Annotated in this window: 20 protein-coding genes; 7 read left to right on the top strand and 13 right to left on the bottom strand. The window is 61.8% G+C overall.

All coding sequences use genetic code 11. The annotated features are described in order from the left end of the window. Position 1: 1 nt before the first annotated feature. The gene (locus HPO_RS18345; protein WP_084324442.1) at positions 2-1,096 is read right to left on the bottom strand and encodes an alpha/beta fold hydrolase; all 1,095 of its coding nucleotides are present in this window, start codon (positions 1,094-1,096) and stop codon (positions 2-4) included. Positions 1,097-1,286: 190 nt separating this feature from the next. Between HPO_RS18345 and HPO_RS18340 the strand changes: the two genes are divergently transcribed. Then, complete coding sequence (locus tag HPO_RS18340; RefSeq protein ID WP_035602243.1) at positions 1,287-3,023, top strand: M28 family metallopeptidase; 1,737 nt, start codon at positions 1,287-1,289, stop codon at positions 3,021-3,023. A gap of 42 nt (positions 3,024-3,065) precedes the next feature. Beyond that, positions 3,066-3,851 carry a 23S rRNA (adenine(2030)-N(6))-methyltransferase RlmJ gene (gene rlmJ, locus HPO_RS18335; protein ID WP_051612812.1) on the top strand — a complete coding sequence of 262 codons (786 nt, stop codon included), beginning with the start codon at positions 3,066-3,068 and terminating at the stop codon, positions 3,849-3,851. Positions 3,852-3,855: 4 nt separating this feature from the next. Here rlmJ and HPO_RS18330 read toward each other — a convergent pair whose 3' ends face one another. The 4 genes from HPO_RS18330 to HPO_RS18315 form a co-directional block, all read right to left on the bottom strand. Further along, on the bottom strand, positions 3,856-4,857 hold the full coding sequence (locus HPO_RS18330) for a glycosyltransferase family 2 protein (protein WP_051612811.1): 1,002 nt from the start codon (positions 4,855-4,857) through the stop codon (positions 3,856-3,858). A 226-nt stretch (positions 4,858-5,083) separates the two neighbouring features. Beyond that, a complete protein-coding gene (locus tag HPO_RS18325) occupies positions 5,084-6,238 on the bottom strand; it encodes an acyl-CoA dehydrogenase family protein (RefSeq protein ID WP_035602240.1) in 1,155 nt (384 codons plus the stop codon). Between the two features lie 29 nt (positions 6,239-6,267). Then, the gene (locus HPO_RS18320; RefSeq protein WP_035602238.1) at positions 6,268-7,461 is read right to left on the bottom strand and encodes an acyl-CoA dehydrogenase family protein; all 1,194 of its coding nucleotides are present in this window, start codon (positions 7,459-7,461) and stop codon (positions 6,268-6,270) included. A 122-nt stretch (positions 7,462-7,583) separates the two neighbouring features. Beyond that, on the bottom strand, positions 7,584-8,585 hold the full coding sequence (locus HPO_RS18315) for a nicotinate-nucleotide--dimethylbenzimidazole phosphoribosyltransferase (protein WP_035602235.1): 1,002 nt from the start codon (positions 8,583-8,585) through the stop codon (positions 7,584-7,586). Between the two features lie 139 nt (positions 8,586-8,724). Here HPO_RS18315 and HPO_RS18310 point away from each other — a divergent pair, with 139 nt between their 5' ends. Together HPO_RS18310 and HPO_RS20055 are read left to right on the top strand one after the other, a co-directional pair. Continuing rightward, positions 8,725-8,922 (top strand): DUF1289 domain-containing protein, encoded by a 198-nt coding sequence (locus tag HPO_RS18310; protein WP_035602232.1) that lies wholly within the window; start codon positions 8,725-8,727, stop codon positions 8,920-8,922. 5 nt (positions 8,923-8,927) lie between these two features. Beyond that, on the top strand, positions 8,928-9,470 hold the full coding sequence (locus HPO_RS20055) for a retropepsin-like aspartic protease family protein (protein WP_051612810.1): 543 nt from the start codon (positions 8,928-8,930) through the stop codon (positions 9,468-9,470). Here the strand turns inward: HPO_RS20055 and pyk are convergent. Then, complete coding sequence (gene pyk, locus HPO_RS18300) at positions 9,457-10,881, bottom strand: pyruvate kinase (protein WP_035602229.1); 1,425 nt, start codon at positions 10,879-10,881, stop codon at positions 9,457-9,459. The two genes, HPO_RS20055 and pyk, sit on opposite strands and share 14 nt — an antisense overlap. A 162-nt stretch (positions 10,882-11,043) precedes the next feature. Between pyk and HPO_RS18295 the strand changes: the two genes are divergently transcribed. Beyond that, the gene (locus HPO_RS18295) at positions 11,044-11,937 is read left to right on the top strand and encodes a DUF5694 domain-containing protein (RefSeq protein ID WP_035602226.1); all 894 of its coding nucleotides are present in this window, start codon (positions 11,044-11,046) and stop codon (positions 11,935-11,937) included. Here HPO_RS18295 and metH read toward each other — a convergent pair. Genes metH through HPO_RS18270 form a run of 5 tightly spaced genes read right to left on the bottom strand, consistent with a single transcriptional unit; the run spans position 11,901 to position 17,912 of the window. After that, positions 11,901-14,543 carry a methionine synthase gene (gene metH / locus HPO_RS18290; protein ID WP_051612809.1) on the bottom strand — a complete coding sequence of 881 codons (2,643 nt, stop codon included), beginning with the start codon at positions 14,541-14,543 and terminating at the stop codon, positions 11,901-11,903. The genes HPO_RS18295 and metH overlap by 37 nt on opposite strands. Then, on the bottom strand, positions 14,540-14,965 hold the full coding sequence (locus HPO_RS18285) for a gamma-glutamylcyclotransferase family protein (RefSeq protein ID WP_035602223.1): 426 nt from the start codon (positions 14,963-14,965) through the stop codon (positions 14,540-14,542). The genes metH and HPO_RS18285 overlap by 4 nt, the downstream gene beginning before the upstream one ends. Continuing rightward, positions 14,962-16,020, bottom strand: a complete 1,059-nt coding sequence (locus HPO_RS18280; protein WP_035602220.1) for a homocysteine S-methyltransferase family protein — start codon at positions 16,018-16,020, stop codon at positions 14,962-14,964. The genes HPO_RS18285 and HPO_RS18280 overlap by 4 nt, the downstream gene beginning before the upstream one ends. A 3-nt stretch (positions 16,021-16,023) precedes the next feature. Then, positions 16,024-16,938: a methylenetetrahydrofolate reductase [NAD(P)H] gene (gene metF / locus HPO_RS18275; protein WP_051612808.1), complete on the bottom strand. Its 915-nt coding sequence runs from the start codon at positions 16,936-16,938 to the stop codon at positions 16,024-16,026. Then, positions 16,935-17,912 (bottom strand): metalloregulator ArsR/SmtB family transcription factor, encoded by a 978-nt coding sequence (locus tag HPO_RS18270; protein ID WP_035602217.1) that lies wholly within the window; start codon positions 17,910-17,912, stop codon positions 16,935-16,937. The genes metF and HPO_RS18270 overlap by 4 nt, the downstream gene beginning before the upstream one ends. Positions 17,913-18,224: 312 nt before the next feature. Here HPO_RS18270 and HPO_RS18265 point away from each other — a divergent pair, with 312 nt between their 5' ends. Next, on the top strand, positions 18,225-19,037 hold the full coding sequence (locus HPO_RS18265) for an MlaA family lipoprotein (protein ID WP_051612807.1): 813 nt from the start codon (positions 18,225-18,227) through the stop codon (positions 19,035-19,037). A 4-nt stretch (positions 19,038-19,041) separates the two neighbouring features. Further along, complete coding sequence (locus HPO_RS18260; protein ID WP_035602214.1) at positions 19,042-19,668, top strand: MlaC/ttg2D family ABC transporter substrate-binding protein; 627 nt, start codon at positions 19,042-19,044, stop codon at positions 19,666-19,668. Positions 19,669-19,746: 78 nt separating this feature from the next. On the opposite strand, the gene HPO_RS18255 is transcribed toward HPO_RS18260, so the two are convergent. Together HPO_RS18255 and HPO_RS20910 are read right to left on the bottom strand one after the other, a co-directional pair. Beyond that, positions 19,747-21,366, bottom strand: coding sequence for an AbgT family transporter (locus HPO_RS18255; protein ID WP_035602211.1), 1,620 nt, complete (start codon positions 21,364-21,366; stop codon positions 19,747-19,749). 280 nt (positions 21,367-21,646) lie between these two features. Further along, the coding region (locus HPO_RS20910) for a hypothetical protein (protein ID WP_035602208.1) at positions 21,647-21,942 on the bottom strand (296 nt) is incomplete at its 5' end.

Genomic DNA, 21,942 nt, shown 5'->3' with positions numbered 1-21,942 from the left:
ATCAGCATGCCACAGGCGGACGATCTGCAGCCGCCCAATGCTTGCACCCTTCACGGAACGGCCACTCTCCCTCGCCGCTTGGCAACGCGGCGGCAGGGTCTTTCATGAAGGCCAGATAATCGGCATGCACACGCTCTGCCTGAAGATCCCGCAGCAGCATATGGTATCCGTTGGGATAATAGACCGTCCGCACGAAGGAGGGGAGAATGCCAGCGGCGCGGCGCACCCCGTTCTCGGGGATAACGATATCCTTTGCGCCGTAGGAAATCAGCGTCGGCACGTTGGGCTTCAGGCGGGCGACGGCATTGTTGGCATTTTCCATCAGAGCGACGAGACCGTAGACCTGATCAATGCGTGTCCGGTAGGTCATGTGCGGGTCAGACCAGGTGCGGCGGAGCATGGCGTTGTTGTCTGAAGGCTCGATCTTCACGAGGCCCACAGGCGGGACGACGAGCCAGTCCGGATTCGCATGGGCCGAAGCCCACAGGCTGACCCGATAAAGCGGGTTGATGGCACCCCAGCCACGCAGGCCAGGCCCAGAAACGATGAGCCGGTCCGCTTTCGGCGGGCGGTCTGATCCGAAGGCCGTCAGCGTGACCGAGCCGCCCATGGAGATGCCGACGACCGTGATGATGGCGCCGGGGTGGCGGGCCCGCGCAACATCGACTGCCGTGCGCAGATCTTCCCGCAGCAGCTCCTCCTCCGGCCAGATGCCCTTGTTGGGAGACCGGCCAAAGCCGCGCTGATCGTAGGCGTAGGTGGTGACGCCGTGTTTGGCCCAATAGGGCGCGGCCATGTGGAAGGCGTTGGCGTAATCGTTCATACCATGGACGCCGACCACGACATATTCGGGGCTGTCGCTGCCTTCCGCGGGCCAGACGGTAAGCCCGAGACGGGCGCCGTCCTGAGCAATGAACTGGTTTCTTTCCGGAATAAAGGCAGGCGCCACCTGCCCGAGGGGGGTGAGCGCGCCCTGCGTGACCGGCGTAGCGCAGGCCGCAACAGCCACCGAGAGCGATGCAATCACCATGGCGGCGAGCCGGAGAACGCCTCTGGTCAGCGGGCGCAAGACAGAAGGCACAACATCAATCGTCATTGTCTATTCCAAACAGGTTCGGCGCCATCATCGCAGCGGCCGATGAACGGCGCCTGAGGGATATAGGGCATTTTTGCAGATAGGGCACCGGCACGGCAGCAGCAGGCGGGCGCCGGGGCGCCTTGCTTGCCCGGCAGCGCCCGGCATGCGAGACCGGGGCATCCAAGAATCCTGACGGGGAACCGTTCAAATGAAAATGAAACATCTCAGCTTCACGGCCGCCGCCCTTGCGCTGGCTGCCTGTTCGCCATCGGCGCCTTCTGCCCCCGCAGCCGCGCCGGAAACTCCCCAGCCGCCTGCCGAAGAGCTGCTGCTGCCCCTGCCGGAAGGCACCGTGCCGGAAATCACGGCAGCAGACATTGCCGTGCGCGTGAAGACACTGGCCGACGATGTGTTCGAGGGCCGTGGCCCCGGCACACCTGCCGGCGAAGCCTCTGCCGCCTGGATCGCCGCTGAACTCGCCCGCATCGGCCTTCAGCCGGGCGGCGACAATGGCAGCTGGTTTCAGCAGGTCGATATGGTGAACCAGACTGTAGACCCGGCCACCTCCAGCCTCGTTCTCACCTGGCCGGATCAGGATGAATTGTCGCTCGCCCTTAAGGATCAGGCGGTGGTCTGGACCAAGCGGCAGAATGCCGATCATATTTCCTTCGAGCCGAGCGATCTGGTGTTTGTCGGCTACGGCGCCGTTGCCCCGGAATACAGCTGGGACGACTATGCGGGCCAGGACTATGCCGGCAAGACGGTTGTGATCCTCGTCAACGATCCAGGCTTTGCCACCGGCGACCCGGCTCTCTTCAATGGCAAGGCCATGACTTATTATGGCCGCTGGACCTACAAGTTCGAGGAAGCCGCGCGCCAAGGGGCAACCGCTGCGCTGATTGTGCACGAAACCGAACCTGCCGCTTATGGCTGGGATGTTGTCGCCAATTCCTGGAGCGGCGCGCAGTCTGATCTGGTGCGCCCGAACGGCGGGGAAGACCGCGCCATGATGGAAGGCTGGATCCAGCGCGATGTGGCCGTTGAGATGTTTGCCAAGGCAGGCCTCGATTTTGAAGCCATGAAAACGGCGGCCAAGACGCCGGGGTTCCAGCCCGTTCCGCTTGAGGGCGTGAAGGCACGGGGCGAAATCCATCAGACGATCGACAAGCTCAGCAGCCGCAACGTGATCGGCATTTTGCCGGGCACCAATACGCCGGATGAATATGTTCTCTATACGGCGCATTGGGATCACCTGGGCATGAAGCAGGGCGCGCCGGGAGAGGACTTCTATGCCGACCAGATTTATAACGGCGCCGTAGACAATGCGACGGGCACTGCCGCCATTCTCGAAATCGCTGAAGCGATGAAGGCCGAGCCCACAGAACGCTCGACCATGTTCCTGTTCTGGACCCTGGAAGAGTCCGGCCTTCTTGGGTCGGAGTATTTCGCCAACAATCCAACAGTGCCGTTCAACAAGGTCGTGGCAGGCGTCAACATCGACGGCGCGCTACCGATGGGCCGCACCAGGGACATGACCGTGATCGGCTATGGCGCCTCCGAGCTTGAGGACATCCTGAAGGATGTGCTCGTCGCGCAGGATCGCATCGTTACGCCGGATGGCCGGCCGGAAGCGGGCTATTTCTACCGCTCCGACCATATCTCGCTCGCCAAGAAAGGCGTGCCGATGCTGTATGCCGATGGCGGCGAAGACAAGCGCGAGGGTGGATTGGCCGCGGGCCGGGCCGCCGCAGCCGCCTACACCGCCGAGCGCTACCACAAGCCGATGGACGAATATTCCGACAGCTGGGATCTTTCCGGCTTCGAGGAAGATGTTCAGGCGCTTTATGAAGTTGGCCTGCGCATCGCGAACTCCGCCACCTGGCCGACCTGGTATCCGGGTAACGAGTTCGAAACAGCCCGCAAAGCAAGCCTCGCCGGCGAATAAGCCGGCGGGCCCTGCCCCACTCTCAGGAACAAGAGAGACGACATGCTTTCCTATCAGCATGGCTTTCATGCCGGAAATCGCGCGGATGTGCTCAAGCACGCCGTACACGATACCTTGCTGCGGACGGCTGCAGCAGGCGCCCGCCCGATTTTCTATGTTGAGACCCATTCCGGACGCGGACGGTATGATCTTACAAACGCCCAGGCGCGCAAGCGGGGCGAGTCCGACGATGGCGTGATCGACCTGATGAAGGGCAAGGCGCCCAAGCCGCTGTCCCAGTGGATGAAACTGGTCAATGCGCGCAGCGTAAAGGACTATCCCGGGTCACCTTCACTGGCCCAAACCCTGTTGCCCAAGTCCGCGCGAATGGTTCTGTTCGAACTTCACCCGCAGGAAAATGCCGCGCTGAACGAGGCGATGAAGGGTGATGACCGTATCCGTATACAGAAGGCCGATGGCTATTCCGGCGCGCTGAGACTGGCCCCCCGCGCGGGTGAACGGATGGTCGTTCTGGTTGACCCCAGCTATGAAACCCACCGGGACATCGAAGCGCTGGCGCTCTGGACCCCCAAGGCACTGAAGCGCTGGCCGGATGCCCTGCTGATCCTCTGGCTGCCCCTGTTCCGGGATGGCCGCGAAGCGGAGTTTGGCGAATACCTGGCGACACTCGGCGATGCGATGATCGTTGGCGCCCGCTGGCCAGTTGCAACAGGCACGGAAAGCTCGATCGAAGGATCTGCCATGGTTGCTTATGGCGCCCCTGCAGAAGCACGCGCCAAATGCGAAGCGATTGCCTCAAGCCTTGAGCATTACTGGGCTCAAGGCTGAGCTGTCAGCTCCGGGCGCCGGTCACAGCGCCTATGTCAGCGTCGAACTGGGGGCGGGTAAGCGCGCTCCCGTATTCCTCATAGCTGCCACCGAAGGCAAACGTGACCATGCCGAACCCGCGGCATAGCGTGAAGAACTGGCTGTAAATCGCCCGTTTGTTGCGGCCCAGCGTGGCAACCGTTGCGCCGGCCACCATGAGCCCCCCCACGGCGATGCGAGCCGCGCCGTTCAGGGCGGCCTTGAGGCGCGCCACCCGCAGTGAGCAATGGCGGGAGACGATCAGGGCATCGGTAATGCCGTAGCGATACCAGCGCCGGAACAGCCAGCCGACACGCGCCCGGTCTTCCGGCACATGTTCATAGACGGAGGCATCCTTCGTCTGGGTGAGGCGATAGCCCTGATCCTGCATCTGGTAGAAGAACAGCGTATCTTCGCCGCCCATCTTTGACAGGCGCGCGTCAAAAGAGAGGCCAAGCTTGCGCACGACATGCATGTCCATCAGACTGTTGCCGCTGCCGCCGGGGTCTGTGCGATCACGGGTCTCGGTGATCTTGATGGCATGGACGTTCCATTCCCGCATCCATTGCGGTGTCGAGTCCGGATAGATTGACCAGACCGGTCCGAAAACGGCACCAGCCTTCGTCTCGTCATATCGCGCAACCAGTGCCGCCAGCCATTCAGGGGCGGCAAACTCGTCATCATCGATAAAGGCCAGCAGATCGAAATCAGCCGCCATCTTGAGCGCATGATTGCGCACATGGGTCACGCCCGGCGCTGTCTCCATCTCGTAGAGCAACGGCATCGAGAACTGGGCCTTCCACTTCTCGGCCACAGGGCGGGCCCCTCCGGACTTGTCGTTGTCAATTACTGCTATGCTGACATCCGCATTTTCTGGCGGGACAAGCTTGTTCAGGCTGTCTAGCAGACGCTCCAGCATCTCGTTCCGCCGGTAGGTCGGGATCGCGACCAGGATTTTCCTGCGTTCGGACGGGCTGCGAAGGGTCAAGTCTGCTCTCCATTGGCTGGGCCGGAAGGACCTTTCAGTGACCGCGTTTACCACGATCCCGAGCGGGACGGCGACGCAAAAGCAGCCAGATCAGGCATAAACGGCCAGAGTTGAACGCTGCGGATGCAACTTCCGGGCCGACTGCCCGGCGCCCGGAAAGCAAAGCGGGGTGGCCCAAAATGGACCACCCCGCTGCAGATTTTAAGGCCGCGAGGCGCAGGAAGGCTTATTCGGCCGCCACAGCAGCTTCCGCTGCCGACAGTTCCGTATAGCGCTTCAGGTGATGGTCGACATTGCCGAATTCGGAATCGATCATCGTGAGGCGCTTGAAATAGTGGCCGATGGCAAGCTCGTCGGTCATGCCCATGCCGCCATGGATCTGGATCGACTGCTGGCCGATGAACCGGCCGCCCTGGCCGATGCGCACCTTGGCTGCCGAAGCGGCCTTCTTGCGGGTCACTTCGTCTTCGCCGAGCTTCAGCGTGGCCATGTAAGTCATGGAAACAGACTGCTCATGTTCAATGAACATGTCGGCCATGCGGTGCTGAAGCACCTGGAACTTGCCGATCGGTGTGCCGAACTGCTTACGGGTCTTTGAGTATTCCACCGTCTGGGCATTGGCCACTTTCATGGCGCCACAAGCTTCGGCGCAGAGGGCGGCGATCGCTTCATCGGTCACCTTCTCGACAAGGCCCAGGCTGTCGGACGCGTCGCCGATGACGGCATCTGCACCAACGGTGACGTTTTCGAAATAGACTTCCGAAGCGCGGCGGCCATCAACGGTCGGATAGTCGCGCGTGGTGACGCCCTCGGCATCCTTCGGAACGATGAACACGCCGACGCCCTTGGCATCGCGGCGGTCACCGGCAGTCCGTGCCGTGACGATCAGGTGAGACGCCCAGGGCGCGCCGATCACGACCGCCTTGTGGCCCGAGATCTTCCAGCCGCTGCCATCTTTCGTGGCGGTGGTTTCAAGGTCTGCCAGATTGTAGCGGCCCTTGGGCTCAGCATAGGCGAAGGCGAACACGCGCTCGCCGGAGATCAGCGCCGCCAGATGGTCTTCCTTCTGGGCAGAGGTGCCTGCCTTGAGGAAGCCGCCTGCCAGCACGACCGTCTGCAGGAACGGCTCGACGACGAGGCCCTTGCCGAACTCTTCCATCACGACCATCGCATCGATCGGGCCGCCGCCGAGGCCACCATCCTCTTCGGAGAATGGCGCAGCCAGCAGGCCGAGCTCAGCAAACTGAGCCCACATTTCCGGGCGCCAGCCCTCTTTCGAGGCAACGACCTTGCGGCGGGTGTCGAAATCATACTGGTCCTTGATCAGCCGTGCGAGGCTGTCGCGGATCATTGTCTGTTCTTCGGTGAAATTGAAATCCATGGATGTAAACTCCTCCCTGCCCCGGTGCCTTAGAGGCCGAGGATCATCTTGCTGATAATGTTGCGCTGAATTTCGTTCGATCCGCCATAGATCGAGGTCTTGCGCATGTTGAAGTAAGCGTCGGCGCTGAAGTTGGAGTACTCCGGACCCACACCGATTTCGTTCGAACCGAAATGGTCCATGCCGCGCGCATAAGGCGCGCCGTAATTGCCAACGGCTTCCAGCGTCAGCTCGGTCAGGCGCTGCTGGATCTCGGTGCCCTTGATCTTGAGGATCGAGCTTTCCGGGCCAGGGCCCTTGCCGGCCGCTTCAGAAGCCAGCGTGCGCAGCTCGGTGAACTCCAGAGCGGTCAGGTCGATTTCAAGCTGGCTGATCTTGCGGGCAAACTCGTCCGTCTTGATCAGCGGCGTGCCGTCGAGGGTTTCCTGCGAGGCGATGGAACGCAGACGCTCGACGCCGCGCTTGGAGCGGGCAACGCCCGCAATACCGGAGCGCTCGTGCGCCAGCAGGAACTTGGCATAGGTCCAGCCTTCGTTTTCCTTGCCGACGAGATTCTCGACCGGAACCCGAACATCGGTCAACCAGGTCTCGTTCACTTCATGCGTGCCGTCGATCAGCTTGATCGGGCGCACTTCGATGCCCGGCGTTTTCATGTCCACGAGGATGAAGGAGATGCCTTCCTGGGCTTTTGCCGTCGGGTCGGTGCGGCAGAGGAAGAAGCCCCAGTCAGCGTGCTGAGCAAGCGTTGTCCAGGTTTTCTGGCCATTGAGCACGTAATGGTCGCCGTCGCGGACAGCGGTTGTCTTCAGGCTCGCAAGGTCAGACCCTGCGCCCGGCTCGGAATAGCCCTGCGCCCACCAGACATCCCCAGCGAGAATGCCCGGAAGGTGTTTGGCTTTCTGCTCTTCATTGCCGAAGGTGTAGATCACCGGGCCGACCATAGAGATACCGAACGGAAGCGGCATCAGCGCATCCACGCGTGCATTCTCTTCCGACCAGATATAGCGCTGGGTGGAGGTCCAGCCGGTACCGCCATATTTCTTTGGCCAAGCCGGGGCAGACCAGCCTTTCTTGCCGAGGATCTTGTGCCAGGCGAGGAATTGCTCGCGCGTCAGATCTTCCCGGTTGCCGAGCCCGACGAGTTCTTTGGGGTAGTTGTCACGGATAAAAGCGCGCACTTCATCACGGAAGGCGATCTCTTCGGGTGAAAATTCGAGGTTCATGGACGTTCGCTCCTGGATCTGCCTGTTTGGTCCCGGCACTTCATTTCTGTATGTCAGCCATTCCTATTCGCTGACAAGGTGACGCGCACGTAAACGTAAAGAATGCCGCACGTTTCCCTGCGTCACCCTTCCGCCGGCTTGGCAATGAAAGGCGCGCAGGCGGTCTTGAGAAGGCCGACAGCCGTGGCCGAACCGAGACCGCTGCCGGTCTGGAATTCGAGCTGCACGAGCGGTTTGAGACCAATACGCTCCAGCGCGGCCTCATGCGCCGGGCGCTGGGTGATGTGGGAGGCAAGGCAATGGCTGACGGCCTGCGGGGAGACGGCATGGACGATGCCGGCCGCGATCGTCGTGGCAAAACCGTCCAGCAGCACCGGAATACCCTGATGCCGGGCCGCGATAATGGCGCCGACACAGGCGGCAATCTCCCGCCCGCCGAGACAGCGCAGAGATTCCAGAGGGTCCGACAGGTGGCCGCGATGCACTTTCAGGGCGGCACTGACAAGGTTCACCCGCTTCTGGGACAGGCCCGGCGGGGTCTGGGCGCTGGGGCGCACCCAATATTCGGGCGATCCGCCATAAAGCGCGCAGGCCACAGCCGCCGCCACCGTGCCCACGCCGGCGCCGGAGACGGCTATGGCCAGCAGATCGGGATTATCTTCAACAGCTTCAAAGCCGAAGGCGATGGTCGCGGCACATTCCCGCTCGGTCATCGCGGCGGTTTCGGCGATGCTGGGCGTGGGCTTGTCGAGCGCGAGTTCAAACACGCGGACATTGGCGCCCACCTGCGCGGCGATGGCCGAAAGGGGCGCGCGGCCCGATTTCAGAGCGTCGATATGGGCGCGGGTATCGTCATTGGACGACAGCGACACGCCGGACTCGACCAGGCCGTGAGATCCGGCAAAGATCGCCAGCGTCGGCTTCTCGATCCGCGGCGGAAAGCGGCGCTGCCAGGTGGCCAGCCATTCAGCGGCTTCCCCCAGGCGGCCGAAATCTCCTTCCCGGCCCATGCCGAGAAGCGCCTGATGGGCCTTCCGGCCGGCGTCAGGATCGGTCTCGACCGGTTTCAGGATCAGGTCGCGGACATCATCCAGGGGGGACTTGCTCCGGGTGGGCTCGCTCAAGGGAAAGGTCTCCTGTTACCGGAATAGCCGGCAATCTTAATTATGGCAGATAACGTACACGCCGTCCGGCAAGGATTTATTTCATCCTCTCCTGTAGAACTTGCACTGCAGCCCGCCGCCAGTATGGGTTACTCGTATAATGATACAGATTGAGCCGATAAAGAGCCCGTGCATCAAGGTTTGTGCTGTTGATGGCCAGACAGGGCTTTGCCTCGGCTGCGGACGGACCCTGCCGGAGATCGGCGCCTGGACACGTTTCAGCAATGAACAGCGTGACACGGTGATCGCACAGCTGCCGGAACGGATTGAACGATTGAAAGCCCTCGGGAAGCGGTGACGGGTATGAGTGCAGGCAAGATCTTGTCCCTGATAGCCACTGCGGTTGCGATCGCAATGGTGATCAGCCTGTATCTTGCGCCCAAGCTGCGTGAAGCCGAGTATCAGGCCGCGCTGGAGCGCCAGCGCGAAGCAAAGACGGTTGTGGCCACCGCCACCGAGCCTACCTCTTCAATCCACACCCGCGCCGCCTTCATTGAGCGGGAGGCTGACGGCCATTACTGGACCCGCGCCGATGTTCAGGGCACCGAAGTGAAATTCATGGTGGATACAGGGGCCAGCATTGTTGCCCTGACTTTCCGCGATGCGCAGCGTCTCGGCCTGCAGCCAGAAACGCTCAACTATGATTCGGAAATCCGCACCGCCGGCGGCGTCACCTATGGCGCGCCTGTCACGCTCGACAGCATTCGCATCGGCCGCGTGGAAGTGGAGCGTGTCAACGCCGTAATCCTGCGCAGCGAACTCGAACAATCCCTGCTGGGCATGACCTTCCTCAGCGAGCTGAACTCCTACGAGTTCCGCAAGGGCCAGCTGATCATACGCCAGTAATCGGTTTGCCGTCCGCGCCGCGGCCGATACCAATCTCCCAGGCAAAGCGCTGATCGTCGCCTGCCCAGCGCGCATAGGCCACACGGCCTTCCAGGCCCACCGCCTTCATCAGATCCCTGTACCAGTTCTCGGTGCCCGCATTCAGCCGCTGCGGGTGAACGCCCCACAGCAGGCAGGCCTGCCGCAGGCGCTGATCGTCCAGAGAGCCGTAGAGAATCGGCACGCTGCCCCGCACCCGCGCAAACCGCGCGAGCCGCTCGAACGCCCCGGTGCGCAGGGCCAGCGCGGCGGCCCCTTCCGCCGCCCCCATGGCCAGCGCCGTCTGGGCCACCACATCGATCGCATTGGGCGCCTGAACCTCGCCGCAGAACTCGTCCAGCGAGCGGCGGTAATCCTCTGCCTCTTCCGTCGCGCGGATGATGCGGGACATGATCGCCACCGCCGTGGCAGGATGCCGGCCAACGGCCGTCTCTGCCGACAGCATCACGGCGTCTGCGCCCTGATAGATAGCGGTCGCCACATCGGAGGCTTCCGCGCGGGTGGGGGCAGAATTCTCGATCATCGATTCGAGCATCTGGGTCGCCACGATCACCGGGCGCCCCCTGGAGCGGGCAGCCCGCACGATCCGCCGCTGGATCACCGGCACTTCCTCTGGCGCAAACTCCACCCCCAGATCGCCGCGCGCGACCATGACGGCATCCGCCGCCTCCACGATGGCGTCGAGGTTGGTGATGGCAGCGGGCTTCTCCAGCTTTGCCACCAGCGGCGCGCGGCCCGCGATGATCTCCTTGACCTCCTGAATGTCCTCAACCGTCTGGACGAAGGACAGCGCAACAATATCCACGCCGATTTCCAGCGCGAACAAGAGGTCAGCCCGGTCCTTGTCGGTCAGCGCGCGCACGGGCAGTGCCTTGCCACGAACGGTGAACCCCTTCTTGTCGCCCAGCTTGCCGGGCACCTCGGCGCGCACGCGAGGTTGATCGCCGCCCTGGACCACCGTGAAGATCAGCTTGCCGTCATCGGCCAGGATCGTGTCGCCCTCCTCCAGGATGGCGACAATTTCAGCATGAGGCACGGGGATGGTTTCCTCATCCGGGGCCGTTTCGCCGACGACGAGGCGGTATTCCTTCCGGAAACCCAGCTTGAGAAAACCGCCTTCAAACTTGCCGACGCGCACTTTCGGCCCCTGCAGGTCGGCCAGCGTGGCCAGCGGCCAGCCGACGGCGGCCTCTGCGGCGCGCACGGCGTTCAGCGCTTCCTGATGGGCCGCGTGCTCGCCATGGCTGAAGTTCAGCCGGAAAACATCAACGCCCGCCTGCGCCAGCGCGCGGACCTCCTTTGGCGAGCGGCTGCCCGGCCCCAGCGTGGCGATGATCTTGGCGTTCTCGCCCTGCAATTTCTGGGGGGTCATTCTGGTGTCTCTCCGGCTTCTGCCCTTGCGGAATGATCTCTGTAGGCGACTCGGGGCTATGCTGCCAGCGCGAGCAATCGCAGATCAATGCACCATTTTTTCCAGCGAGCGTGCATCCATTGGAGGAAATGATGGCATCCTCACGGAAAGGAGTTTTCAAGCATGATCAAATTGTCCCTCGCCGCTGCCGCCGCCGCTGCCTTTGCGTTGACCGCCTGCGCAACGCCCGCGCTCGCCAGTCCCGAAGCAACCGCCGCACCGCCCCCTGCCGGTGACACTGTGCAGGTTATGGTGCTTGGCACCTATCACTTCGACAATCCCGGCCTCGATCTGGTCAATGTGGATGCTGACGATGTTCTGGCCGAACGGCGCCAGGCCGAACTGCAGCTCGTTGCCGAACGGCTCGGCGCCTTTCAGCCCACAGCCATCGCCGTCGAGAAAGTTCCGCGCGGCGGCAGCCTGATCGATTCCGGCTTCGCACGCTTTACCGAGACCGACCTCACCTCTGACCGGAACGAAATCGTTCAGATCGGATACCGCGTCGCGCATGAGCAAGGCATCGACCGGGTGTATGCTGTTGACGCCCAGGACGGGGAAGTCGAATTCTTCCCATTTGACCGTATACGGAATTTCGCCGAAAAGACCGGGCAGATGGACATGGTAAACGGCATGATCGCGCAGGTTCAGGCAGAGGTCCTGGCAATTGCAGATGATCGCGAGGCAACTCCGATGTACGAATTGCTCGCCAAAGAAAACGATGCCGAACGCACCCAGCGGATGCATTCGGACTTCTACTATGGCCTCCTGAAATTCGCCGATGCCGAGGAACAGCCCGGCGCGGCGCTGAACTATGGCTGGTATGCCCGCAACGCCCTGATCTTTGCCAACATCGCGGCGAGCAGCCAGCCCGGCGACCGCATCCTCGTGATCTATGGTTCAGGCCACAATTACTGGCTCCAGCATTTCGTCGAATCGACGCCGGGCTTCCAGTTCGTAGACCCCGTGCCCTATCTCCACGGTCAGGCCACCGCCTCCACCGCCACAAATGGATCATAAGACAGGATCGGCGCGAGCCAGCGCTCGGCCATCCGCACTTCCCATCCCTTGCGGGCGGCATAGTCGGCCACCTGATCCCGGTCGATCCGGCCGACAGCGAAATACACGCTCTTGGGATGGGAGAGATAAAGTCCCGATACGCTCGAAGCGGGCATCATCGCATAGCTGGAGGTCAGCTCCACGCCGATGCGCTTGTCCGCTTCGAGCAGGCCGAACAGGGTGCCCTTCTCGGTATGGTCGGGCTGGCAGGGATAGCCGGGCGCCGGGCGGATGCCTTGATACTTCTCGGCGATCAACTCCTCGCTCGACAATGCCTCCTCCGGCGCATAGCCCCAAAGCTCCTTGCGGACCTTTTCGTGCATGTATTCGGCCATGGCTTCGGCAAACCGGTCGGCCAGTGCCTTCACCATGATGGAAGAATAATCATCCCCCTTCGCGGCAAACGTTTTCGCAATTTCGTCGGCCTCCGGCCCTGCCGTCACGCAGAAACCGCCGATCCAGTCATCCCCCTGCGGCGCGACATAATCTGCCAGCGCAAAGTTTGGCTGGCCATTATCCTTCATCATCTGCTGGCGGAGCGTCAGGAAGGTTTCGCCACTGGCAAGCTTCACGTCATCGCCTGAAGAATTGGCCTTCCAGAAGCCGACAACGGCCTTCGGCTTCAGCCACCCCTCGCCGACCAGCCGCTGCATCATGGCCTGCGTGTCGCGCCACAGGCTGGAGGCCGCCTCGCCGACGATCTTGTCTTCCAGGATCGCCGGATAACGTCCGGCCAGATCCCAGGCGGAAAAATACGGCGTCCAGTCGATATACCGCGCCAGCGTGCCCAGATCTATGTCCTCGAATGTCCGTACACCCTCATAGGAGGGTTTCGGCGGCGTGTAGCTTGCCCAGTCGAACTGCAACTTCGCGGCGCGCGCTTCTGCAATCGGCAGGCGCGGCTTGGGTGGGCCATCTTTGCGGGTTTCGCGCATACGCTCATACCGCGCGCGCACTTCGCTGAGGAAAACCGGACGATCGTCATCGCTCAGCAGCGTGCTGACCACCCCCACCGCGCGGCTGGCATCAATGACATGCACCACCGGCGCAGACCGGATCGCCGGCTCGATCTTCACCGCCGTATGCGCGGCGCTGGTAGTGGCCCCACCGATCAGCAGCGGCTGGGCCATGCCCCGGCGCTGCATCTCGGCGGCAACATATACCATCTCGTCAAGGCTTGGCGTAATCAGACCGGAGAGGCCGATGATGTCGGCTTTTTCCTGCACGGCCGTGTCGAGAATCTTCTCGGCGGGCACCATTACGCCCAGATCGACAATCTCATAGCCGTTACAGGCCAGCACCACGCCGACAATGTTCTTGCCGATGTCGTGCACATCGCCCTTAACCGTGGCGAGGACGACCTTGCCATTAGATTTCCGCTCAAGGCCAAGCTCGCGCTTTTCCGCCTCCATGAAGGGCTCAAGCCAGGCCACCGCCTGCTTCATCACGCGGGCCGATTTGACCACCTGCGGCAGGAACATCTTGCCCGATCCAAAGAGATCGCCGACCACATTCATGCCGGACATCAGCGGACCTTCGATCACATGCAGCGGACGCTCCACGCTGAGGCGGGCTTCTTCCGTGTCCACATCAATGAACTCCGTAATGCCATGCACCAGCGCATGTTCCAGGCGCTTGGCAACGGGCAGCTCACGCCAGGCAAGATCCTTGACCTGAACCTTGCCCTTCTGGCCCTTGAAGCGCTCGGCAAGTTCCACCAGACGGTCGGTTGCGTCGGCGCGCCGGTTGAGGATCACGTCCTCCACGGCTTCGCGCAGTTCCGGTTCGATATCGTCGTAAATATCCAGCTGGCCGGCATTGACGATGCCCATGTCCATGCCCGCGGGAATAGCATAATAGAGAAACACCGAATGCATCGCCCGGCGCACCGGCTCGTTCCCCCGGAAGGAGAAGGAGACGTTGGAAAGGCCACCGGAAATATGACAGCCCGGGCATGTCTCGCGGATCACCCGCGCCGCCTCGATGAAATCGAGCGCGTAGGTGTTGTGCTCCTCAATCCCGGTCGCCACCGCAAAGATGTTGGGATCGAAGATGATGTCTTCCGGCGGGAAACCCACCTCTTCAGTCAGGATACGGAAGGCACGCTGGCAGATCTCGATCTTGCGCGCTGCGGTGTCGGCCTGTCCCTGCTCGTCAAACGCCATCACCACAACGGCTGCGCCATAGGAGAGGCACGCCTGCGCCTGCTCGCGGAACTTGTCCTCGCCTTCCTTCATGGAGATGGAGTTGACGATTGGCTTCCCCTGAACGCATTTCAGGCCCGCCTCGATCACTTCCCATTTCGACGAGTCGATCATCACGGGCACGCGGGCAATATCGGGCTCCGCGGCAATCAGGTTCAGATAGGTCGTCATGGCCTGCACGCCGTCCAGCATGCCTTCATCCATGTTGACATCGATCACCTGCGCGCCGCTCTCCACCTGCTGGCGGGCGACCTCGACGGCATCAGCGTACCGCCCTTCCGTGATCATCTTCCGGAACACAGCCGATCCGGTCACGTTGGTGCGCTCCCCAACGTTGATGAAAGTAGCTCTTGCCTGTGTCATTTCCGCGACCTTCCGCGATCCAGCGGCCAGTTGCCATCGCTGAGCGTGGTAAAACCGTCCGTCTTCTGATTGTAGATATATATCCAGGCCTGCTCGCCTGTTTCTGCGCCTGTATCGTCAAGCACAGGCACCTGCCGGCGCAGGTAAAGCGATGTAGCCGGATCATCCGTCACATCCTCGAATTCATCCATTGCCGGAATGATGCCCGCATCCCTCACGCGCCAACGCACGCCGTGGCAGAGCGTATCGCCCGCCACCACGCCCGGAAAACCGCCCAGATCGAGCATCGATCCGCGGAATCGGCAGGGCCCGAGAAACTCCCCGGCCACATCCAAGCCCAATTCATTGGGCGCGCCGGCAGCGCCCTGTTTCAGGAGGCCGTAGAAGATGAAAAGGTCTCCGGCCTGAACTTTGTTCGTCACGACGCCACCGTAAAAGGCTCCAGCCCGGACAGGCGCATCGCACGCGGCAATTCCGGCACCGGACGAGGCAAAGCAGATTTCACCGCCTTCGCAATCGCTGCGATATGCCCCGGCGAGGTGCCACAGCATCCGCCCAGCACGTTCACCAGCCCGCTGTTTGCCCATTCCTTCAGGTGCGCTGCCGTCTGGTCCGGCGTCTCGTCATATTCCCCAAATGCGTTCGGCAGGCCGGCATTGGGATAAGCAATGACGCGCGTATCGGCCACCCGGGAGATGGATGCGATATGCTGGCGCATCAGGTCCGCCCCCAGCGCGCAATTAAGGCCAATGGCCCAGGGCCTGGCGTGGCGAACGGAGTTCCAGAAAGCTTCAGCCGTCTGCCCACTGAGGGTTCGCCCGGACGCATCGGTGATCGTGCCGGAAATGATGATGGGCAGGTCAATGCCCTTGTCCTGATGCAGATCCAGCAGCGCCTTGATCGCTGCCTTGGCATTGAGCGTATCAAACACCGTCTCGATCAGGAACACATCGATGAACGGCGCCATCGCCTCCGCCTGCTCGTAATAAGCTGCGCGGACATCATCAAACGTCACGTCCCGATAGCCGGGATCGTTGACATTCGGGCTGAGCGACAGGGTCTTGTTCGTCGGCCCGATGGCGCCCATCACGCCCACGGGACGGCCAAGTTCCGCCTCGGCCTTGTCGGCCACGTCGCGGGCAATCCGCGCGCCTTCGCGGGCGATCTCCGGCGCGAGCGCCTCCATCTTGTAGTCCGCCATCGCGATGGTCGTTGCCGAGAAGGTGTTGGTCTCCACAAAGTCCGCCCCCGCATCAATATACCGGCGGTGGATTTCGCCGATGACATCGGGGCGCGTGAGGTTCAGGAGGTCGTTGTTGCCCTTGAGCGGAATGGCCCAGTCCTCAAACCGGCTGCCGCGGAAGTCTTCTTCCGTCAGCTTGAAGTTCTGGATCTGCGTGCCCATCGCGCCATCGAGCACAAGGATGCGCTCATTGGCGAGTTTCTCGAGCGCCTTGAAACGGTCTTGGCTGTTCATGGCTCAGGCTGCCTTTGCAGATTGGGGGTTAAGGCCAAGCAGACGGCAGGTCGACAGGGCGAGGCCCGCGCGGTTCAGCGTGTAGAAGTGAAAATCCTGAACGCCCTGCGCCTGCAGCTTGCGGCAGAGATCGGCCGCCACATTGGCGGTGACGAGATCGCGGGTTTCTTCATCCTCGTCCAACCCATCATACAACGTGTGAAGCCAGCTCGGGATCGACGCGCCGCAGAGACCGGCAATCCGCTTCAGACCATTGAAATTCGGCTGCAGCATGATGCCGGGCACGATCGGCATGGTGACCCCGCCTGCCCGCGCTTTTTCAAGGAAAGCGAGATAGACTTCCGGCTCGAAAAAGAACTGGGTGATCGCGCGGTCCGCGCCCGCATCCTGCTTCGCTTTGAGGAAGGCAATTTCCGCGTCCCAGCCCTGGCTCTCGGGATGAAGTTCCGGATAGCAGGACACTGAAATCTCGAAACACTTGCCCAGCTCGGTGCGATGCTTTCTCAGTCCACGGATGAGATCAACCGAATCCACAAAGCCGCCCGGATGCGCTTCAAATTTCGCGCCCATGCCCGCTGGCGGGTCGCCGCGCAGCGCCACAATATGCCTCACGCCCGCCTGCCAGTATTCCTCGGCCACGGCGAGCACTTCCTCTTTCGTTGCCGAAACGCAGGTGAGGTGAGCGGCCGGACGCAACGTCGTCTCCGCTACGATGCGGCGCACCGTGTCATGCGTGCGTTCGCGTGTAGAACCGCCGGCGCCATAGGTCACCGAGACGAATGCCGGCGCCATGGGCTCCAGCCGCTGGATGGTTTCCCAGAGGCGCGCATTCATCGCCTCTGTCTTCGGCGGAAAGAACTCGAACGATACGCGCACGGCGTTTTCGGCAGTTGGCAATTGGATGGCCGGAGGGGTCACGCGGCTTTCTCCCGGGCTGAGGCAGGCTTGAGGGCCCGCCAGATATTGACGGTAAGGCCCGGCGCGCCGTTTTCCGGCGGCGCAAAGCTTTGCGGAGCCTCAAGGCTGAGGCCGGCTTCGCTGGCCCAGCTGGCCAGCGCATCATGACGTACGCCCAGGCGGTGATGCCCATGTTCGGTACGCAGAAATTCAAGATCATGGGGGGCAAAATCGATGACCAGCAACCGGCCGCCGGGCACAAGCACCCTGCCCGCCTCGGCTATTGCATCGGCCGGTGTGTCGAGGAAGTGCAACACCTGATGGATGATCACCAGATCAGCGCTGGCGTCAGCAAACGGTACAGCCGTGACATTGCCGAAGCGGACACGGGCATTGCGCGCATTGGCGCTTTCCAGATTGGCCCGCGCAACCGTCAGCATACGGTGGCTGAAATCGATGCCTTCGGCCTCCGCCGTCAGCGGCGCAAACAGCGCCAGCATACGGCCCGTGCCGGTTCCAAAATCGATCATTCGGTGGAAAGGCCCGGCGCCGGCCAGATCCAGGAGCGCCGTTTCGATGGCTTCATTGGGATAATGCAGGCCGCGCACGGTATCCCAGGTCTCTGCGATGCTGGAGAAATAGGCCTCGGCCGAGGCTGCGCGCCCCGCCATCACTGTACGCAGGCGCTCAAGGTCGGCCTCAATCTCCGGCACGTCGGCGCCGAGCGCATTAAACAGGGCGTCGAGCAATTCCTTGCCGGGGCCACTGCGGGCGGCGCGGTAGAAGACGAACGCTCCTTCGGGTAAACGCTCCGCAAGGCCAGCTTCAGACAAAGCCTTGAGATGGTGGGACAGGCGGGGCTGGCTCTGTTCGAGCACCTGCACCAGTTCCCCTACCGACAGATCCTGATATCGCAGCAAGGCAAGCAGGCGCAGCCGCGTAGGCTCGCCTGCGGCCCGAAGCCGCTCAAGAAGTCCATCGAATGCATCGCTCATGCAAATCATATAAACGAACTTTTATATGATTTGCAATCCATGTTCGGAACCTGATCTAAACCGGTTCGTTAGCATTCGTAACAAATATGGCATGAAAGACACGTTCCCGACCATTTTTCAGGGCGTCCGGTTGAAGCGCGAGAACCACATGCCATCTCTCTTCCACCTCATCCACCATTCTTGTCATCACCCGTTGACTTATTTCGAACTTCGCAGCATAGGCAGGTCAACAGTCGATGACTTACTCCTCCCAGAAGCCACATTTGCCTGCCATCCTCCGCCGTACGTCGTCTCTTCAGGATTTTTGACTGCATGAAACCCGCCTTCCCAGGTGCCGCCCTGCTTGCGGTCGCGATTACTGCCTGCGCTTCGACACCCGCTGCTGGGCCCAGTGACATCGCTGACCCGTATGAGGGCTTCAATCGCAAGATGTTCGCCTTCAACAACGGGCTCGACAAATACGCGCTGGAACCGGCCGCAACCGCTTACAAGACGGTGACACCAGAATTCGCCCGCGACCGCGTTACAGATTTCCTGCGCAACCTGCGCGGCCCGGTCATCTTCGCCAATGATGTGCTTCAGGGCGAGCCGGATCGCGCCGGAACCACCTTTGCCCGCTTTGGAATCAACACTACCATCGGCCTCCTGGGCCTCTGGGACGCCGCCACCCATATGGGGCTGGACCGCCACAATGAGGATTTCGGCCAGACGCTGGCCGTTTGGGGCGTGGAAAGCGGCCCATACCTGGTGTTGCCGGTGCTCGGCCCAACGACGCCGCGCGACCTGACCGGCTTTGGCGTGGATCGCGCCATCGATCCGCTGACCTGGGTACAACTGGACAATGACAATGACACAGACCTCGCCATCCGCGCCGGCCTCGGCGTTGTCGGCGCACTGAATGCCCGCGTGAATCTGGAAGACCAGATCAACACGCTGAATGCCCAACCCGAACCCTATATTGCCCTTAGACGGATTTATTCATCTTCGCGTCAGGCAGAGATCCTTAATGGGAGGGTGAACGAAGACACCGCCTATGACGACCTCCCTGATTTCGACGCTTTTGACGATTATGACGATGAGCTGTTCGAAGATGAGAATGTCGGGGCTGCCCCTGAAGAGGAGTAACACAGTGAAGCGTTTCATCTTTCCGGCTCTCATGGCCGCAACCTTGTCGGTAAGCGCGCTCCCCGCCTTCGCAGATGCCAAGACGGAGGCCTACGTCAAGAAGAATGCCAACGAAGTTCTGTCCACGCTCAACAACCCCGCTCTTTCCGCCAAGGAACGGACGGAGAAGTTTAGCGAGTATATGGATCAGTTCGCCGATTTCGACGCGATCTCGAACTTCGTGATCGGCAAATACAGCCGCCGCTTCAGCGAGGCTGACCTCACCCGCTATCGCACGGCGTTCCGGAACTACGCCATGGCCGTCTATGAGAACGAGCTCGACGCGTATCGCGGCGAGGCCGTGACCGTGCGCAACTCGGTCGACCGTTCCCCGACCGATTCGATCGTCAACACGGTGATCAAACGTCAGGATGGCCGGGACATGGATGTACGCTGGCGTGTTCAGGGTAAGGAAGGCAACTATCAGGTTGTCGACGTTGCCCTCAACCTTGACGGCAACCTGATTTGGCTCGCCATCGAACAGCGCGCTCAGTTCATCGCCCTGCTCGACCAGAACAATGGTTCGGCGGATGTGCTGATCAACAAGATCAATTCGATGACCGCCGACATCAAGACGCGCAAGCGCAGCTGATCGCTTCAGCCCTTCCCAAATGTCAAAACGCCCTGACCGATGGTCAGGGCGTTCTTGTTTAGGCTCGGCCCGCCTTGATCACGGTGCCGGGGCTGGCGGCATGACGAAGCTGATCGGCGCGCCAGGGCCAAGATCTATGCCCAGATAGAACCAGCTGACCGTGAGAATCACGCCCGTAAGAAGCAGCCAGACCGAGTAAGGCAGCATCAGCGCGGTCAGACTGCCGAGGCCGAAGTCCTTCTGCCAGCGCTGGGCGAAGATCAGGATCAGCGGGAAATAGACCATCAGCGGTGTGATGATGTTGGTGGCGCCGTCACCGACACGGTAAGCAGCCGTGGCGCCTTCCGGGGAAACGCCCAGCAGCATCAGCATCGGCACCAGAACCGGCGCCATCAGCGCCCATTTGGCCGAAGCCGAGCCAACGAAGAGATTCAGGAAACCTGTGAAAATCACCATCAGTCCGAGCACGACCGGTAGCGGCAGCCCGCTCGATTCGATGGCGTTGGCGCCGTGAACCGCGGTGATGAAACCGAGGTTTGACCAGCCGAACATGGCGACGAAATGGGCCGCAGCAAAGGCGAGGACCAGATAGTAGCCCATGTCCTTCATCGCTTCAGCCATCATGGCGACGAGATCGCGGTGGTTCTTCACCGTTCCGGCTGCGGCGCCATAGGCCCAGCCGGCGAACAGGAAGAGTAGGAAGAAGGCCGCGACCAGCGACTGATAAAGCGGCGCGAGCGTGGCGTGGACGGAGCAGTCGCCCGCTTCGATGGTGCCGGGGGGGCAGGCCTCTTCATTGATGAGCGGCGTTCCGGGGCCGAAGGTCATGAAGACCCAAAGAAGAATGACCCCAAGGCTGGCAAGGCCCGCATAGAGAATGCCTTTCTTCTGGCCGGGCTCCAGCGGCTTGTCCTCATCCCCGAAATCCTGCGCCTGCTGGGCAGTGGGCACCCATTTGCCGAGGCGCGGCTCGACGATCTTGTCGGTGACGAACCAGATCAGCGGCAGATAGATCACCATCAGCACGGAGATGAAGAACCAGTTGCCGGCAATGTTGACGTGAAGGCTGTCGACGAGGCCGGAGTTATCCACAGCTTGCTGGGTGATACCGAAGAGAAGCGCGTCGAGCTGGCCGGGAGTGATATTGGCGGAAAAACCGCCCGAGACGCCCGCAAAAGCGGCCGCAATACCGGCAATCGGATGACGCCCGGCGGCCGCATAGAGAATGCCGGCGAGCGGGATGAGCACGACATAGCCCGCATCCGACGCATGGTTCGACAGCATGGCGATGAGGGCGACCACCGGCGTCAGCAGGAAGGTCGGCGCGCCGCGGACGGCGGCCCGCATGCCGCTGGCGAAGAGGCCGGAGCGCTCGGCCACGCCGGCGCCAAGCATCACGATCAGCACATAGCCCAGGGGGTGAAAGTGGGTGAAGGTTTTGGGCATATCCACCCAGAGCCGCTGGATGTTCGCGGCCGACAGGAGGCTGTCGGCACGCACGACGACTTCGGAGCCATCGGGGTTGATCTGGGTCGGGTGGGGCGCAGACACGCCAAGGGCGGCGCACACTATCGAAAGGAGAACAAGGCCGCCAATCAGGTAGAAAAAGAGGAAAACCGGGTCAGGCAGTTTGTTGCCCGTTCTCTCGACAAATCCGAGAAAACCTTTCTGCGCAGCCGCCGTATTGTTCTCGCTCATTCGAACTCTCCCAGTTTCCCAGGGCGAACTGTGCGGATCAGCGGCCCGAAGGCAAGGGTTTTTGTGCCATAATTACAGCGAAGCGGGCCAGATTTCGGGAGGGCCAGCAGGTTTGGCCGGAACGCGCGAGGGGCGCGGCCGGTTTTGGGGTGAAGCTGGTCTCCCGGCCAAGGGGCGAGGGCCGAGTGTGCCGGGATTTTGCTGCGGGGTTTTGGGGAAAGTGCGGAGAGAGGGTCCCGGATAATCGCTTCGCGATTTCCGGGATGACGGGGGGATGTGGCTAGGAGGTGTCGGGGTATGGGGCTCCCCCCTCCGCCCCTGCGGGGCCTTCCAGGGGAAATCGCAGTGCGATTTCTGATCCCTCGAAGCCCCACACGCGGGGGAGGCCGAGCGTGCTGACTTCCTTTTGGAAAACGTCAGCCAAGTTCGGCGCGATGTGGCTTTCCCAGACGGGATCGTCCCAGCTCGGCTTTACGGCGGCGGGTTTCCTGTAGGCACGCCCATGATCGCCGGCCTGGACGATATAAACGTGGCCCCATTTGCTGACCGAGATCAGCAGGGTACGGAGTTCACCAT

Origin of the sequence: Hyphomonas polymorpha PS728 (genome assembly GCF_000685315.1) — a bacterium.
Lineage (GTDB): Bacteria > Pseudomonadota > Alphaproteobacteria > Caulobacterales > Hyphomonadaceae > Hyphomonas > Hyphomonas polymorpha.
Note: the sequence above shows the minus strand (reverse complement) of the source record. Positions and strands in the feature narration are given on the sequence as shown.